We start from the raw sequence: 14,585 nt of genomic DNA on the forward strand, positions 1-14,585 counted from the left end.
CGAGATGAAATCGGGCGGTGAATTGATTGACAAGGGCAAGACTTGAAGGGGTATGTGTGTTTTTTACAGGGGCTTTCTGCTATGGGCTGTGTGAACTTATAGCAAGGGGCAGAACGCATATCACAATGGGTCTTTTAGGCGGCGTGGCAATGCTTTTTATACACTTCCTGGGCGAAAAGCGCAGGAACGGTATGCTCATAATCACCGCCATGGCAGCAGGGGCGCTGTTCATCACGGCAGTGGAATACATCGCCGGGCTGATACTGAACATAAGCCTCGGCCTTGCGATATGGGATTACTCATCGCTTGCTCTCAATTACCGTGGGCAGATATGCATAGAGTATTCTTTAAAATGGGGGCTCATCACCCTTGCAGGAATGCTTTTTGATGAGCTTCTGCGTGTGTTCGTGTTCAAGGACAAGGCGTTTGTGATAAACAAGCCTGTCCCCGACAGGATAATAAGACAACTTAAGATATTGACGGAGGGGTCGATAAAATGAACGATTATAACTCACCGATACTTAACAAACTCGATAGCTATGCAGGCTACTATGAAACAGAGCGTGCTTCATACAAGGGCGTGCTCTCAAAGGTGCTCTACTTTATGGCGCTCATAGGCCTTGGCATAGCAGGCTTTTTCCTGCTGCATTCGATGCTGGCCGATAAGGGCGCAGTAATTGCTACGCAGGAGAAGAATTTTGTCATCTACCAGACCGAGATGCTGGCATTCATAGGCTGTATAGTGATAATACTCGTGTCTTCACTGATATCATCATTCAAGCCAATGGCGATACCCTTTTTCGGGTCGGTGTATGCCTGCGCTACAGGCTACTGGGTAACGTTTATCTCACGCACCTATGCATATGCATACGGCGGCATCGTGATAGAAGCACTTGTGCTCACAGCTTTGCTTGTAGGCGTTATGGCTTTCATATACTTCTCAGGCCTTGTTAAGGTCACAGACCAGATGAGAACTATCGTCTATTCAGTGTTCGGCACAATGTTCATGGGCTCGCTCATCTATATGCTCATATACTTCATAGCTCCTAACAGCGGCCTTGTGAGAATGGTGTCTGCTGTTAATAACGGACCGTTAGGAATAGTATTTGCGGTGCTCGGTGTTGCGCTTGCCTGCTTCTTCCTGATAATCGACTTTGACACTATCGTGAATGTCGTAGAGCGTGGACTTGACAGGCAGTATGAGTGGTATGCAGCATACGGCCTTGTTGTGAGCATAGTTTATCTCTATGTAAGGCTTCTCCGCCTGCTTGCAAGGCTCAACCGCAGAAACTGACAGGTGTTTGTTTATGACTAAGAAAGAAAAAGCCGTCATCGTGTGTGACAGGCTTGAAGAAAGATATCCCGATGCACGCTGCTCGCTTGTCTACACAAAGCCGCACGAGCTTATGATAGCAGGCAGGCTCTCGGCACAGTGTACAGATGCAAGAGTGAATATCGTGACAAAGGAGCTTTTTGCAAAGTATCAGAGTATTGAGGATTTTGCTAATGCCGATATCAAGGACATCGAGCGCATCATCATGCCATGTGGGCTGTATAAGACCAAGGCGCAGTCGATAGTGGGTATGTGCCAAAAGCTGCTTGAAGATTTCGGCGGCGAGATACCGAAAACTATTGAGGAGCTGACCACTCTGCCCGGCATCGGCAGAAAGACTGCTAATCTTATCATGGGCGATGTTCACGGTCTTCCTGCTATCGTTACCGATACTCACTGTATCAGGATATGCGGAAGGATAGGGCTCTCAAAGTCAAAGGAGCCGGCAAAGGTCGAGCAGGAGCTGCGGCCTATTATCCCCAAGGAGCGCTCGTCTGACTTCTGCCACAGGCTTGTGATGTTCGGGCGTGACGTATGTAAGGCAAGAGGCGAGAAATGCGCTGAGTGCGAGCTTTGCGACGTGTGTACATACTTCAGATCAAAGCAGAAGGTATAAAAGCCCGAGCAGCAGCTTATAATCGCCCCCGTTTTTGTAAATGATATAAATAAGCATTCCGATAAGAGCCTTTTCCTCGTCTATCTTTATAGAGCCGAGGTCAAAGAGCTCCTTCGGGGTGCTTTTGTTTTTCTGCGGCGGTGCGGCTGTGGGTGAGTCGCTGCGCTGACCGCTTATGAAGGAATTGGCACGAGCGTGCATCTCCCTTGCACGCTCTATAGCTTCACGCTGCATACGGTTCAGGTTCTCATCATTTGAAAAGTCCAAGCCCTTCACCTCCAAGCAGGCCGCTCTCCTTAAGAGCCGGGTATGCTGCAAGCAGCCGGAAAACGCTTATCACCCTGTCTATCTTTGCCTGCTTTTCCTCGCTGACCATAGGCTTAAGCGCAAGCAGCAGGTTGATGCTGTCGTCGTTGCTCGTTGCAGCACTTATCACCGAGCCGAGCTTGAGCATAGTCGCCGGGTCTATGCCGCCGCTTTGCTGCCCCGGCGGGGGAGAGCCGCCAAGCAGCGACGAGAGCTGTGAAAGCCCCTCATTGCTGCTGCCGCTTTGCTGCTCAGGCTCGCTGCTGCCGGAAAGCATTTTTGCAAGCTCGCTTATCTGCGCCATGGCATTCTCGTCACCGAGCACGCCCTGCAGCTTTGATACAATATCGTCCAATGTCACTTACCTCCGAGCTTTTTGTAAATGCTTCTTGCCCTTGGCGAGCTTAAATATCTCTCGGCGGCCTTGGGGTCTTTCATCGCCTGCTGCAATACTTTTCCGCTGTCGCCTGACATATTGTTGATAGCTCTTTCAAGCGAGCCGTCCTCTATCTGCTGCTGTAGCTTCTCAGGCGTCGTGCCGAGCTTTTTCGATGCCATTGCGATGAGCGCCTGCATGGCTTTGTTGTCTAATTGCTGCATAAAACACTGTCCTTTCGTTAAAAAAATATCACTTTTATTGTTTAAGGGCGTATTATATTTTCTTAATAATTTTATGTTATAATATACTAAATAATTCTTTTATTATGGGGAGGGGTAAGCTGTGAGAATAATCGTGTTTTCAGACACACACGGGCATTTTTCTGCCATGCATAAGATATTCAAGCGCAATACCTCTGCCGACTGCTTTATTTTCTTAGGCGACGGGCTTGAGGAGCTTGCTCATATCAAGGAGCTCTACCCCGAAAAGCAGATACTCTGCGTCAGCGGCAACTGCGACTTCACCGAGGAGTATTTAAGCACTGATGTAGCCGTGATCGGCGGTGTCAAGATACTCTATACCCACGGCCACAGGCACGATGTGAGGTTCACGACCGCCAAGATACGCCTAAAGGCCAAGGAAATGGGTGCAAAGATAGTGCTCTACGGCCACACGCATTGCAGGAATTACGAGTATGTTGACGGGATACACCTTTTAAACCCCGGAAGCGCTGCCCAGCCACGTGACGGGCTGCCGCCGAGCTATGCCTTTATCGACATAACCCCCAAGGGCATCATGTGCGCCCATGTTGACTTATAATATGTCATATCCCAATGAAAGGTGAGTGATAGCTATGAAAGACCCGAACCATGCAAAGGGTATAATGTATCTGATACTGTTTGGCAGCTTTGTGCCTTTTATCATAGGTTCTATAGTCATGGCGGATATGCTCTGGCTTGCTATAATTATGTATATCGCAGGCACTGTTTTAATGGGCTATTCGCTCCTTTACGGCATAAAAAACGTAAGATGCCCTCACTGCGGCAAGCTGCAGAACCTGAAGCTATGGCCTATAACCACCTGCCCATACTGCAAAAAGAGAGTTGACAGGTTTTTCTGATATCTTTGGTCAAATAATAAAAATAATTAAATTTATACCACAGCTACTTGACAATGCAAAGTAGTTGTGGTATATTATTTGCAAAAGGTACTTTGCAATACAAAGTACCGCACCCGGAAAGGGGAGGAAGCAATGGATAATGCACAGCTATTAAAGGGCTTGCTCGAAGGCTGCGTACTTGCTGTCATTGCCGAGGGCGAGACCTACGGCTATGAGATACTTGACAGGCTGTCAAAGGCAGGGTTTGAGGATATCGGCGAGGGCACGCTCTATCCGATAATCACAAGGCTCGACAAGGGCGGACTGATAAGCTGCCGCAAGGCAAAGTCGCCGCTCGGGCCTGTGAGAAAGTATTACAGCATGACCGAGCAGGGCATGGCCGAGCTTGAAGATTTCAAAGAGAGATACAAACGTATATCACGCTGCGCAGGCAGGCTGCTGTACGAGAGAGTAGAAGATATATGAATTTCCACAGTCTTGAAAAAGGCCTTACGGGCGAATATAAAGAGGCTTATAAAAAGGTCAGCACATACGCTGCCATGAAAAACTATTCGGGCGACAGCATAGAGGAGCAGATGACAGAGCTTTACGATATACTGCTCACCGCCGAGAAAAACGGCAAGCCGGTGCAAAGCATCATCGGCAAGGACACCGAGAGCTTTCTGCACAGCTTCTTTTCCGAATACGGTGCAAAGGAGAGGGTGATGAATTATCTCACTATCCTTTACAGGCTGGCTGTGCTGATGCTCATATTTGCGGCATTTGATGTGTTTGCAGCTGACAGCCCCAAAGAAATGCTGCTGCACGGCAGTATTGCACCGCAGAATATTATAGGCGGTTTCCTTACAGGCTTTGCGTTTACGATACTTACATCGACCGTCTTTGCGCCCCGTGCTGCAAAGAGCCGGAAGAATGATTCTAACATGTGGCTCGGGCTGACGGTGGTCGTTTTCGGTGTGCTGTTAGTGGCAGAGGTCTTGCTGATGAAGCATTATAAAGACAAGCTCGGTTTTTTAAGTGTCAGCTGTCTGCCGTATATGATATGCTGTGCGGCGTATATCACAGTTTTCCTTGTGTGCCGTGCGGTATACAGATACTGGACATACGGCACTGTAAGAAATGTCACCAAGCAGCTTTACAGTGATGCGCACTACAAGAGCATTGATGATGCTGAACTGAAGTATATGACAATGAAGCGCTGGCAAAAGACCTTTGATAAGATGCTCAGAAATGGCAAGACAGAGGAGGATTTTGAGAAGGCTGTACGCAATGAGATAAAGAATCAAAAAACAGGCAATGTGATATTTGTAGTCACTACTGTCTCACTCACACTTATTTCAATAATAAAGGTCGCAATGGAGAGCGCTATGCCCGACACGATACTTTATGCGGTAATAATAACCGTTATCGAGGGGTTGCTGATAAGGTTCTTTCTCCGAACCTTTAAGAGCGGTGAAAAAACAACGAGAGAGATAATTGATGAGTGCGAGAGCGAGGGCGTAAGTATGTTGCAGTTTATCAAAAACAAGCTCGACACCACCAGAGAAAGCGAGGAAACAGATGCAGAACACGCAGCCATATGAGCAGAGAGAGAACGAGCACATCTACTATCCCACTGTGAAAAATAACAAGATGATCTGGGCGCTGCTGTTCATTCTCTGCGTGGCCGTGCCGGTGTTTGGCGTGACATTTGCGAGCATTCTTGAAATAGCTTTCCTCACAGGTGTGAGCGGCTTCTTTATCTTCGCTGCAATTGGTGCGGTGGCAGCATTTTCACTGGCAAGGCTTTTTGCAGTGGATATACAGTACATAAGCGTTTACCGTGGCGGCCTGCGCATATATAAAAAGGACGGCAGCGAGGTGTTTTATCCGCTTAACTGCTACGCAGGCTACACCTATGAGCTCGTCTCGACAAGGTCAAACTACAAGTCCGCAATACTCTGGTTTCAGGACGGCAATGACAGAACAGGCCTTGAGATAAACTGCCTTAATGACGAGCAGAAGCAGTCGATAGTGAATGATATCGAAGCTCTTATCAAAACAGAAAGCTTCAAGCAGGCAGCACCGAAAAAGCCGGCAGTGCAGAACATTGTCCGCCCGGCTGCGCCTGTGAATGAGTCCAAAAAATCAGACCCTATGCAATACAGGCTGATGCTTGAAAAGGCCGCCGGAAAGATAACCCTCAATGACAGGATACATCTTACAAAGATGCTGACCGAGCAGAGAAAGATAGATGCTGTCAAGCTGATACAGCGTATAACGGGGCTTGGCATCGCCGAGGCAAGAGATCTGGCGGAGTATCATTCTGACCTGATATGGGTGGGTTCAAGGCTGGAGCAGATGTCAAAGCCGACCGGCTCGCCTTACGAGGAACGCCTAAAAAGAAAGGCCGACCCTGCTAAATACAAGGAGTATCTCGGTCAGGCAGCAGGGCGCATGAGCTATGAAGACAGAGCCTGTGCAAGAGAGCTCATCGCACAGAAAAACAACATCGAGGCCATTCGCCTTGTCAGGGAGCGCACAGGCCTTGGGCTTGCCGAGGTGAGAGATCTGGTCATGGATCACAGCGAGGTGCTGTGACAGAGCAGTCTGATATATGTACAAAAAACAGTACAATAAACATCTGAAATACAACAGTCTGTAAAATAAGTGCTGACAGGTCTGCACACAAGCCGGCTATTGACAAAGCAAAGAAAATATGGTATAATATTCTTGGCGGTAATCGTTAGGCGAGACGGTTACTTATGAGGGCAAATGGAATTGAGGGTATGCTGCGTGGCAACCCTCTTTTCTTGTTTTTCTAAGTTTTTTTGAAAAAGGGCTTGATTTTTGTTTCAAGTTATGGTATAATATTTATGCTGTATTTGAGCCCCCATAGTTAAACGGATATAACAGCCCCCTCCTAAGGGGCAGTTACAGGTTCGATTCCTGTTGGGGGTGCCATGACCCATAATGTGGGTCACTTTTTTTGCGGATGTGGTGAAATTGGCAGACACGTCAGATTTAGGTTCTGATGCCGTAAGGTGTGCAGGTTCAAGTCCTGTCATCCGCACCAGAAATAAAGCTCTGAAATAGCGTAAATGCGCTGTTTCGGGGCTTTTTGTTTTGCCTGTTTTGGGATTTTGGGTCTGCTTGCCTTGGTGCTTTGGCGTAGTATTTCCAATTGTCTTGACAGGTCACTGTGTTTTGGTTAATAATTAAAACAAATAAACAAATGCCATTGATTGTATATAAAAATATTGACATTATACCTAAATGTTTTTAAACGATTCTATCAAATATGTGCATTGAAATACCTGTCTGATAGTGGTATAGTATATGATGAGGTTATTATGGCAACACCGCACAAAGACCGCCTGAAGGCTTTGTACGCAACTTACTTGCATCTTTTCCGTCATATTACACATTTTTTCCTTGAAATACGGTAGTATTCCTTCGGAAAATCTGTGCAATCTGACGAAAAAGCTGACTGCGCAATTTGCGCACAATCTTCGTGCGGTGTTGCCTTTATTAAACGCACAAATACACACGATTATATGTATCTCTACGGCAGCTCACAGCATGAGGAACAAAGAACGCTGACCACAACAACGCAGTACATTGATCTTGCCTACTATATACATCAGGGCAGCAACTTTCTGAGGTTCAATGGTTCCGGGTTCTCAAATACCACGAATATTTCTCAGGCGACCGAATGGGCAGTCGATACGAACGGCAGGATCTATACAGTATTGCAAAACGGCAGCACTTATACATATTACTACCTGATAAATGACAATAATACATTGGGTCATCAGGCGGCAGCGGCAGATGCCGAAATCCCTGCGTCTGTAACTACGTGGACAGTGAACAGCACGTCGATAAGCAATAACAGCTGCTATCTCAACAGATCGTCAAACAACACGCTTGAGCTTATCCAGAGCTCCGGCGCAACATCATGGAGCATCGACAGCACAGCCAATGAGATATACAGCGGCGACTGGTATGTATCCTACAATGGCAGAGCATGGTGCCTGACACGCAAGGCTCCTGATCTCATCTCGGACGGAAACGGGCACTATGCACGCATCGTTGGCGGAACGCTCTCAACAACGAGCGATATCAACGAAGCATCAGATCTCTACGTGAGCGGCGGCACGCTTGCTGTTCATACAGACAATAACTGTTATACCACCTATACTATCGACGAATACGGCAGGATACTGAACGGCGATGAAATGCTTTATTCTGAGAACGGAGCATTTGTCTGGAAAGATGCCTACTATTACGTCATAAAGACTGATAATAACTATATGCTATTGAATGAAAACAGTCTCAGCATAACAAGTGATCTGAACGATGCAACACACTGGGTGTTTGAAAACAACAGTCTTACAGTTGCCAATGGCAGTACATATCTGGATTATAACCGATCAGTCATGTTTGCATATAGCTACACCCTTGCTGTTAACGGGTCTGCGCCTAAGTGGCAAAGCACTGATAATGGTTTGTATTTTTCGGCTAATTCAACGATTCTGGTCGGCAGTAAGAATTACTATCTTACTTATTCCAATAATAGCTGGACGCTCAACCAGGATTCCGGCACTGCCCGTCTCGAAGCACGCCACATAGACACAAATGTATCTTTGACGAGTTCATCACGCACACCTGTCACAGCATATGAGGATAATACCGTTTCCGGCACCGCAAATGAATCAGGCGAAACGACTGTGCAGTTATCTGATACAACATATCGTCCTATCACTGTGACAACAGGCAGCCAAAAACGATGACGGAACGTATACCTATCGTTATGCCGGTGCAAGTGCTCCTTCAAGCGGTACAAAGGTGTTCGATACAGCATGGCTGACCGATCCTGACAGTGTCCGCAGTAATACGGTATACTATTTCGAGATCCCTGTCAATGCAGGTGAATATGCGCTCGGCTCTGTATCAGGCAGTAACGGTGCTTATCTGCTTTATCTGGATATTTCCACGCATCAGGGCGACTCTGTGCTCACTTATGAGAAAATGGAGATAACGACTACGACTTATCAGATGCCTGCCGGAGTCAGGTTCAGTGACGATGAGTTCAAGGCATATGCTATTCCCGTATCGCAGACCGGCAGCATTGAATTCACAAGCGAAGGCCTGACGGTCACCTCATATCCTGAGCTGGATGATACAAGTTCATCAGAGACTAAGATGATCGAGACTGTCACAGTCATTGACTATGCAGGAACCGTGGCGGCACGGCGTATCACAGAAGGCAGCAGCGTGACATACTATTACGGTGCAGATGCAGAGCACCTGACACTATCGAATGCACGGGTATGCAGCGTATACTTCGCAAATACAGCTTCTGACACTGTGATACTGCAATACTATTATTATCCTGAGGATACGAATACCGTTCAGAATAAGGCATCACCTACCTATGTGATAGCTGAAGATATAACTATATCGGCATATGATGTGACTGCTTCGGCAAGCGATGCTGCGGTCACAGCCAATGTTACTGTATTCGACACGGACAAGTCTTATCTGACATTCCAGAGCCGCAGTGATATCTCGGCAGGGGATACTGTGACCATTCCGGTCATATCACCGTAAACAAATATCAGAATGTGTTCTGAAATGACTGCTCCCACCGGAGCTTATATCCGGTGGGGGTCATCGTATATCATATCAAAGCCACCCTATCAGGCACATTAGCACCTATACTGCTTTGAAAAAAATGTGTCCTTCTGTGCAGGCTATGTGTATCAAAAACCGCCCCCCGGAAAACCGGAGAGCGGAAACTTTTATGCTGACCCCCGCAGGCGGAATCAAACCGCCGTAGTCCCTTCGTGAGGGGAAGGGTGTTCTTGCACTGAACTATACGGGGGGTGGGCTGCAAGCAGCTTCTCCCACTTAGCGGGTGGGTGTTTTATATAAACTACCTGTATATATTATATACTCCATAAAGGCTTTTGTCAACTTGATTTTTATGAGGGGCAACACCGCACAAAGAACGCCTGAAGGCTTTGTACGCAACTTACTTGCATCTTTTCCGTCATATTACACATTTTTTCCTTGAAATACGGTAGTATTCCTTCGGAAAATCTGTGCAATCTGACGAAAATCTAGACGTCGCATCTGACGCACAGGGGTCGTGCGGTATTGCCTAAAACAAACAGCTGATTATCAAATAAAGGCCTGTATGCCGGATATAAGCATACAGGTCTTTCGCTTTTTATGAAACGGGCAGCACTTGATGAATGCTATGCTAACAGCAAAAGCCGCCGGGAGTGTTCCCGACGGCTTCTGCTTATTATATGAGGAGTGTATCACGTTATCTTATTTATGGCGGTTAGCATCAGCTAACCTTATGCTTTTATTATACACGTTATTTAATACAAAGTCAAGAAAATTTATCTCTCCGACGTTAAATTTGGCGAAATAACGAAAACGATTAGCGATAACTAACCCGAATTTGTGAGAAAGGTATATCATTCCCCTTGAGCATAGTTGACATAACGCCTTGTCTGCGGTATAATTATCATTGTAGTTTTACAAGGAGAGCAATAATATGACATTACAACAGCTTAGATATATAATAGAGATAGCCGAGACAGGCTCTATCACAATGGCGGCACAGCGGCTTTTTATAGCACAGCCAAGCCTTTCAAAGTCGGTCGCCGAGCTTGAAAAGGAAATGGGCATCACGATATTTGCACGCAGCAACAGGGGAGTGTATCTTACAGAGGAGGGGTCAAGATTTCTTTCCTATGCAAGGCAGATAATCGAGCAGACGCAGCTGCTTGAAAGCGAGTATAAATCCGCACCGCCCCCGAACAGGGTGTTTGCCGTGTCGTCGCAGCATTACGCCTTTGTGGTCAATGCGTTTGTAGAGCTCGTGCGTGAATACGGCAAGGATAAGTATGAGTTCACCCTGCGTGAGCTCAAAACTGCCGAGATAATCGAAGACGTGCGCACTCACCGCAGCGACATAGGCGTGCTTTTCTTAAGCAGCTTCAATCGTGAGGTGATTAGGCATATTCTCCAGAGCGAGGAGCTTAAGTTTGAAACGCTGTTCACTGCCAAGCCGCACGTTTTTGTTAGCAAGAATAACCCGCTTGTCGGCCGCAGCAGCGTCACACTTGAAGACCTGAGGGAATTCCCGAGGCTGACATACGACCAGGGCGTCAAGAATTCCTTCTACTTCGCCGAGGAGCTGCACATCACCGAGCAGAGCCCCAAGAATATCATAGTTTCAGACAGAGCGTCGCTTTTTAACCTTCTCATAGGCCTTGACGGATATACTATCTCATCAGGCGTGCTGAGTTCTGACCTTAACGGTGACAATATCGTATCAATCCCCCTTGAAAGCGACGAGCGCATGGAGATAGGCTACATAATCACCAACGACCGCCCCATGAACGCTATGACACAGAGCTATCTTGAACACCTTAATAGATACATTTCAAATTACTCACCGGATCAATGATATGCGGCTGTTTCATGCAGCCGTTTCTTTTTGCCCTGATATAGCCAAAAGCTATCGCACTGTATGATTATTATATATTAACACATTTCAGAAATGTGTGTTATAATAGTAAACGTAGTAATCATACAGGAGGAATAGGAAATGAAGACAACAATAATCGGATACCCAAGGATAGGTGATCTGCGTGAACTGAAATTTGCAAGCGAGAAATATTTCAGAAAAGAGATAACAGCTGATGAACTCGAAAGGACTGCAAAAGAGATAAGGCAGCACGACCTTGCCATACAGAAAAGCAGCGGACTTGACTATATACCGTCAAATGATTTCTCATACTATGACGGCGTGCTCGATACGGCTTTCCTGCTTGGTGCCGTGCCTGAAAGATACACATCGCTCGGGCTTTCTGAGCTTGATACATACTTTGCGGCGGCAAGGGGCTATCAGGGCGATAAGGGCGATGTAAGAGCGCTTGCCATGAAAAAGTGGTTCAACACCAACTATCATTATATCGTGCCTGAGATAGACGACGAAACAGAGATAAAGCTTAATGGCAGCAAGCCGTTTGACCTGTTTTCAGAGGCTCTTGAAAGCGGCGTCAAGACAAAGCCCGTTATCATCGGTGCATACACGTTCTTAAAGCTCGCAAGATACAAGGGCAGCAAAAAGGCGGAAGATTTTGCAGAGCAGGCAGCAAAGGCATACACAGAGCTTCTTGAAAAGCTCGCTGCCCTCGGCGCTGAGTGGGTGCAGCTTGATGAGCCCTCGCTCGTTACTGATATGACAGCTGAGGATATATCGCTTTTCAAGTCGATTTATGAAAAGATACTTGCTGACAAGCACGGCGTAAAGGTGCTCGTTCAGACATACTTCGGCGATGTGCGTGACTGCTACAGCGAGCTGTGCGCTCTTGACTTTGACGGCATAGGCCTTGACTTTGTCGAGGGCAAGGAGTCGTTAAACCTTATAAGTAAATACGGCTTCCCGACAGGAACAGTGCTCTTTGCAGGTGTGGTAAACGGCAAGAACATCTGGCGCAACAACTACGCCGGAACACTTGATATAATAGCCAAGCTCAGGGGCTTTACTGATGATATCGTGCTTGGCACATCATGCTCGCTGCTGCACGTTCCCTGCACTCTTGACAACGAGAGCAAGCTCTCTGCCGATATCAAGAAGCACTTTGCATACGCCGCTGAAAAGCTCACAGAGCTTGCCGAGCTTAAGAAGCTGGTGCTGGCAGAAAAGCCTGAGGAAACAGCGGAATTTGTACGCAACGCCGCACTTCACAGCGGCAGCAGGATAGAGGGCAACGAGGCAGTAAGACAGAAAGTCGCAAGCCTTGGTGAGAAGGACTTTACAAGACTGCCTGAGTTTGCCGAGCGTGAAAAGATACAGAAGGAGCGCTTTAAGCTGCCGCTTTTCCCGACAACGACTATCGGCTCGTTCCCCCAGACAAAGGAGGTCAAGGCAAACCGTGCAGCACGCCGCAAGGGCGAGATAACACAGGCCGAATACGAGCAGTTTATCGAGAAGAAGATAGCCGAGTGTGTATCGCTTCAGGAGGAGATAGGCCTTGATGTGCTCGTTCACGGCGAGTATGAAAGAAACGACATGGTGGAATACTTCGGTGAGTGCCTTGACGGTTATATCTTCACAGAAAAAGCGTGGGTGCAGTCATACGGCACACGCTGCGTCAAGCCGCCTGTTATCTGGGGTGATATCTCCCGTGCAAGACCTATGACAGTACGCTGGTCAAAGTATGCGCAGAGCCTTACAAACAAGCCCATGAAGGGTATGCTCACAGGCCCTGTGACGATACTCAACTGGTCGTTCCCGAGAGAGGATATAACACTTAAGGAAAGTGCTTTCCAGATAGCACACGCTATCCGTGAGGAGGTGCTCGACCTTGAAGCAAACGGCATAAGCATTATTCAGGTAGACGAGGCTGCCCTGCGTGAAAAGCTGCCGCTTCGCCGTGCTGACTGGCACAAGGATTATCTTGACTGGGCGATACCGGCGTTTCGGTATGTCCACAGCGGTGTAAAGCCACAAACACAGATACACACGCATATGTGCTACAGCGAGTTTGCAGATATAATCAAGGACATAGACGATATGGACGCAGACGTGATAACCTTTGAAGCATCACGCTCTGACCTGACTATCCTTGATGTGTTAAAGGAGAACAGCTTCCGCACAGAGGTCGGCCCCGGTGTGTATGACATCCATTCACCGAGAGTGCCTTCAAAGGATGAGATAAAGACAGCCGTAAACAAGATGCTCGGGCGCATATCCGCTGACAAGCTGTGGATAAACCCCGACTGCGGACTTAAGACAAGAGGCACCGAGGAGACAGTTCCGAGCCTTGAAAACCTTGTTGCGGCAGCAAAAGAGGTAAGAAATGAGAACAGCTGATATTTTTAAAGAGAAGACAGTCTTTTCGCTTGAGATATTCCCCCCAAAGCCTGGGGCTGATGAGAGCGTGATATATAAAACACTTGACGGCCTTACCGATATCTGCCCGGATTTTATAAGCGTTACCTACGGCGCAGGCGGCGGCAAAAACGGCAGCAGGACTATAGGCATCGCATCTGATATACAGCAGCTATACGGTGTCACAAGTGCTGCACATCTGCCCTGCATCGGCCTTACAAAGCAGCAGGCGGCAGATATCCTTGACAGTATGCAGAAAAGCGGCATAGAGAATATCCTTGCTCTGCGTGGCGACAGGGGAGAGGGCGACACCCCTCACGGCGACTTTGAGCACGCAAGTGACCTGATAACATTTATCAGGGAAAACTACGACTTCAACATAATAGCAGCCTGCTATCCCGAAGTCCACCCCGAGAGCGCATCTGCGGCTGATGACATAAAGCATCTGAGATACAAGGTAGACCAGGGCGCAAGCCACCTGATAACACAGCTTTTCCTTGACAATGAATACTTCTACCGTTTCTATGAGAAAACGCTCATTGCCGGCATAGATGTGCCTATAGAAGCCGGCATAATGCCTGTGACTAACAGGCGGCAGATAGAGCGCATGGTAAGCCTTTGCGGAGTTGAGCTACCTAAGAAATTCCGCCAGATGCTCGACCGCTACGGTGATGACCCTGTGGCTCTGCGTGATGCAGGCATCGCCTACGCTATCGACCAGATAACCGACCTTATCACTGACGGTGTGAGCGGAATACATCTTTACACGATGAATGACACTGACATCGCACACCGCATATATGACGCTGTGCAGAGCCTTATCATGGTGAGCACAGGCATGAGGGCATAAAGGCAACACCACACAAAGATTGCCTGACGGCTTTGTACCAAATCCACTTGCATATTTTCCGCCATATTACACATTTTCTC

Annotated in this window: 16 protein-coding genes and 2 tRNA genes; 15 read left to right on the plus strand and 3 right to left on the minus strand. The window is 47.5% G+C overall.

Going from position 1 to position 14,585, the window contains the following annotated elements:
- Positions 1–26 precede the first annotated feature (26 nt).
- The 3 genes from CD05_RS17215 to nth are packed head-to-tail and all read left to right on the plus strand — an operon-like array spanning position 27 to position 1,949.
- The gene (locus CD05_RS17215; protein ID WP_051588786.1) at positions 27–500 is read left to right on the plus strand and encodes a hypothetical protein; all 474 of its coding nucleotides are present in this window, start codon (positions 27–29) and stop codon (positions 498–500) included.
- Positions 497–1,294: a Bax inhibitor-1/YccA family protein gene (locus tag CD05_RS0102840; RefSeq protein ID WP_028509221.1), complete on the plus strand. Its 798-nt coding sequence runs from the start codon at positions 497–499 to the stop codon at positions 1,292–1,294. The genes CD05_RS17215 and CD05_RS0102840 overlap by 4 nt, the downstream gene beginning before the upstream one ends.
- A 13-nt stretch (positions 1,295–1,307) precedes the next feature.
- Positions 1,308–1,949, plus strand: coding sequence for an endonuclease III (gene nth, locus CD05_RS0102845; protein ID WP_028509222.1), 642 nt, complete (start codon positions 1,308–1,310; stop codon positions 1,947–1,949).
- Here the strand turns inward: nth and CD05_RS0102850 are convergent.
- From CD05_RS0102850 to CD05_RS0102860, 3 genes are read right to left on the minus strand one after another with little or no spacing between them, the layout of a single operon-like run.
- Positions 1,932–2,216: a hypothetical protein gene (locus tag CD05_RS0102850; RefSeq protein WP_028509223.1), complete on the minus strand. Its 285-nt coding sequence runs from the start codon at positions 2,214–2,216 to the stop codon at positions 1,932–1,934. The genes nth and CD05_RS0102850 overlap by 18 nt on opposite strands.
- Positions 2,200–2,610 carry a hypothetical protein gene (locus tag CD05_RS0102855; protein ID WP_051588787.1) on the minus strand — a complete coding sequence of 137 codons (411 nt, stop codon included), beginning with the start codon at positions 2,608–2,610 and terminating at the stop codon, positions 2,200–2,202. Before CD05_RS0102855 ends, CD05_RS0102850 begins: the two co-directional genes overlap by 17 nt.
- Before the next feature lie 2 nt (positions 2,611–2,612).
- Positions 2,613–2,855, minus strand: a complete 243-nt coding sequence (locus tag CD05_RS0102860; RefSeq protein WP_037322762.1) for a hypothetical protein — start codon at positions 2,853–2,855, stop codon at positions 2,613–2,615.
- Between the two features lie 121 nt (positions 2,856–2,976).
- Here CD05_RS0102860 and CD05_RS0102865 point away from each other — a divergent pair, with 121 nt between their 5' ends.
- From CD05_RS0102865 to metF, 12 genes are all read left to right on the plus strand, one after another.
- The gene (locus CD05_RS0102865) at positions 2,977–3,453 is read left to right on the plus strand and encodes a metallophosphoesterase (RefSeq protein ID WP_028509226.1); all 477 of its coding nucleotides are present in this window, start codon (positions 2,977–2,979) and stop codon (positions 3,451–3,453) included.
- Between the two features lie 34 nt (positions 3,454–3,487).
- Positions 3,488–3,754 (plus strand): hypothetical protein, encoded by a 267-nt coding sequence (locus tag CD05_RS0102870; RefSeq protein ID WP_028509227.1) that lies wholly within the window; start codon positions 3,488–3,490, stop codon positions 3,752–3,754.
- Positions 3,755–3,886: 132 nt separating this feature from the next.
- Complete coding sequence (locus CD05_RS0102875) at positions 3,887–4,219, plus strand: PadR family transcriptional regulator (protein ID WP_028509228.1); 333 nt, start codon at positions 3,887–3,889, stop codon at positions 4,217–4,219.
- A complete protein-coding gene (locus CD05_RS0102880; protein WP_028509229.1) occupies positions 4,216–5,337 on the plus strand; it encodes a hypothetical protein in 1,122 nt (373 codons plus the stop codon). Before CD05_RS0102875 ends, CD05_RS0102880 begins: the two co-directional genes overlap by 4 nt.
- The gene (locus CD05_RS0102885) at positions 5,315–6,334 is read left to right on the plus strand and encodes a hypothetical protein (protein WP_028509230.1); all 1,020 of its coding nucleotides are present in this window, start codon (positions 5,315–5,317) and stop codon (positions 6,332–6,334) included. The genes CD05_RS0102880 and CD05_RS0102885 overlap by 23 nt, the downstream gene beginning before the upstream one ends.
- Before the next feature lie 288 nt (positions 6,335–6,622).
- Positions 6,623–6,697, plus strand: a tRNA-Arg gene (locus CD05_RS0102890).
- Positions 6,698–6,724: 27 nt separating this feature from the next.
- Positions 6,725–6,809: transfer RNA gene (locus CD05_RS0102895), tRNA-Leu, on the plus strand.
- A gap of 391 nt (positions 6,810–7,200) precedes the next feature.
- Positions 7,201–8,526: a hypothetical protein gene (locus CD05_RS0102900; protein ID WP_156947271.1), complete on the plus strand. Its 1,326-nt coding sequence runs from the start codon at positions 7,201–7,203 to the stop codon at positions 8,524–8,526.
- A 55-nt stretch (positions 8,527–8,581) separates the two neighbouring features.
- Positions 8,582–9,346, plus strand: a complete 765-nt coding sequence (locus CD05_RS0102905; RefSeq protein ID WP_028509232.1) for a hypothetical protein — start codon at positions 8,582–8,584, stop codon at positions 9,344–9,346.
- A gap of 958 nt (positions 9,347–10,304) precedes the next feature.
- Positions 10,305–11,222, plus strand: coding sequence for a LysR family transcriptional regulator (locus CD05_RS0102910; RefSeq protein WP_028509233.1), 918 nt, complete (start codon positions 10,305–10,307; stop codon positions 11,220–11,222).
- 141 nt (positions 11,223–11,363) lie between these two features.
- Complete coding sequence (metE, locus tag CD05_RS0102915; protein ID WP_028509234.1) at positions 11,364–13,637, plus strand: 5-methyltetrahydropteroyltriglutamate--homocysteine S-methyltransferase; 2,274 nt, start codon at positions 11,364–11,366, stop codon at positions 13,635–13,637.
- Positions 13,624–14,505, plus strand: a complete 882-nt coding sequence (metF, locus tag CD05_RS0102920) for a methylenetetrahydrofolate reductase [NAD(P)H] (RefSeq protein ID WP_028509235.1) — start codon at positions 13,624–13,626, stop codon at positions 14,503–14,505. Before metE ends, metF begins: the two co-directional genes overlap by 14 nt.
- Positions 14,506–14,585 lie beyond the last annotated feature (80 nt).

It is taken from the genome of Ruminococcus sp. NK3A76, from assembly GCF_000686125.1.
Lineage (GTDB): Bacteria > Bacillota > Clostridia > Oscillospirales > Ruminococcaceae > NK3A76.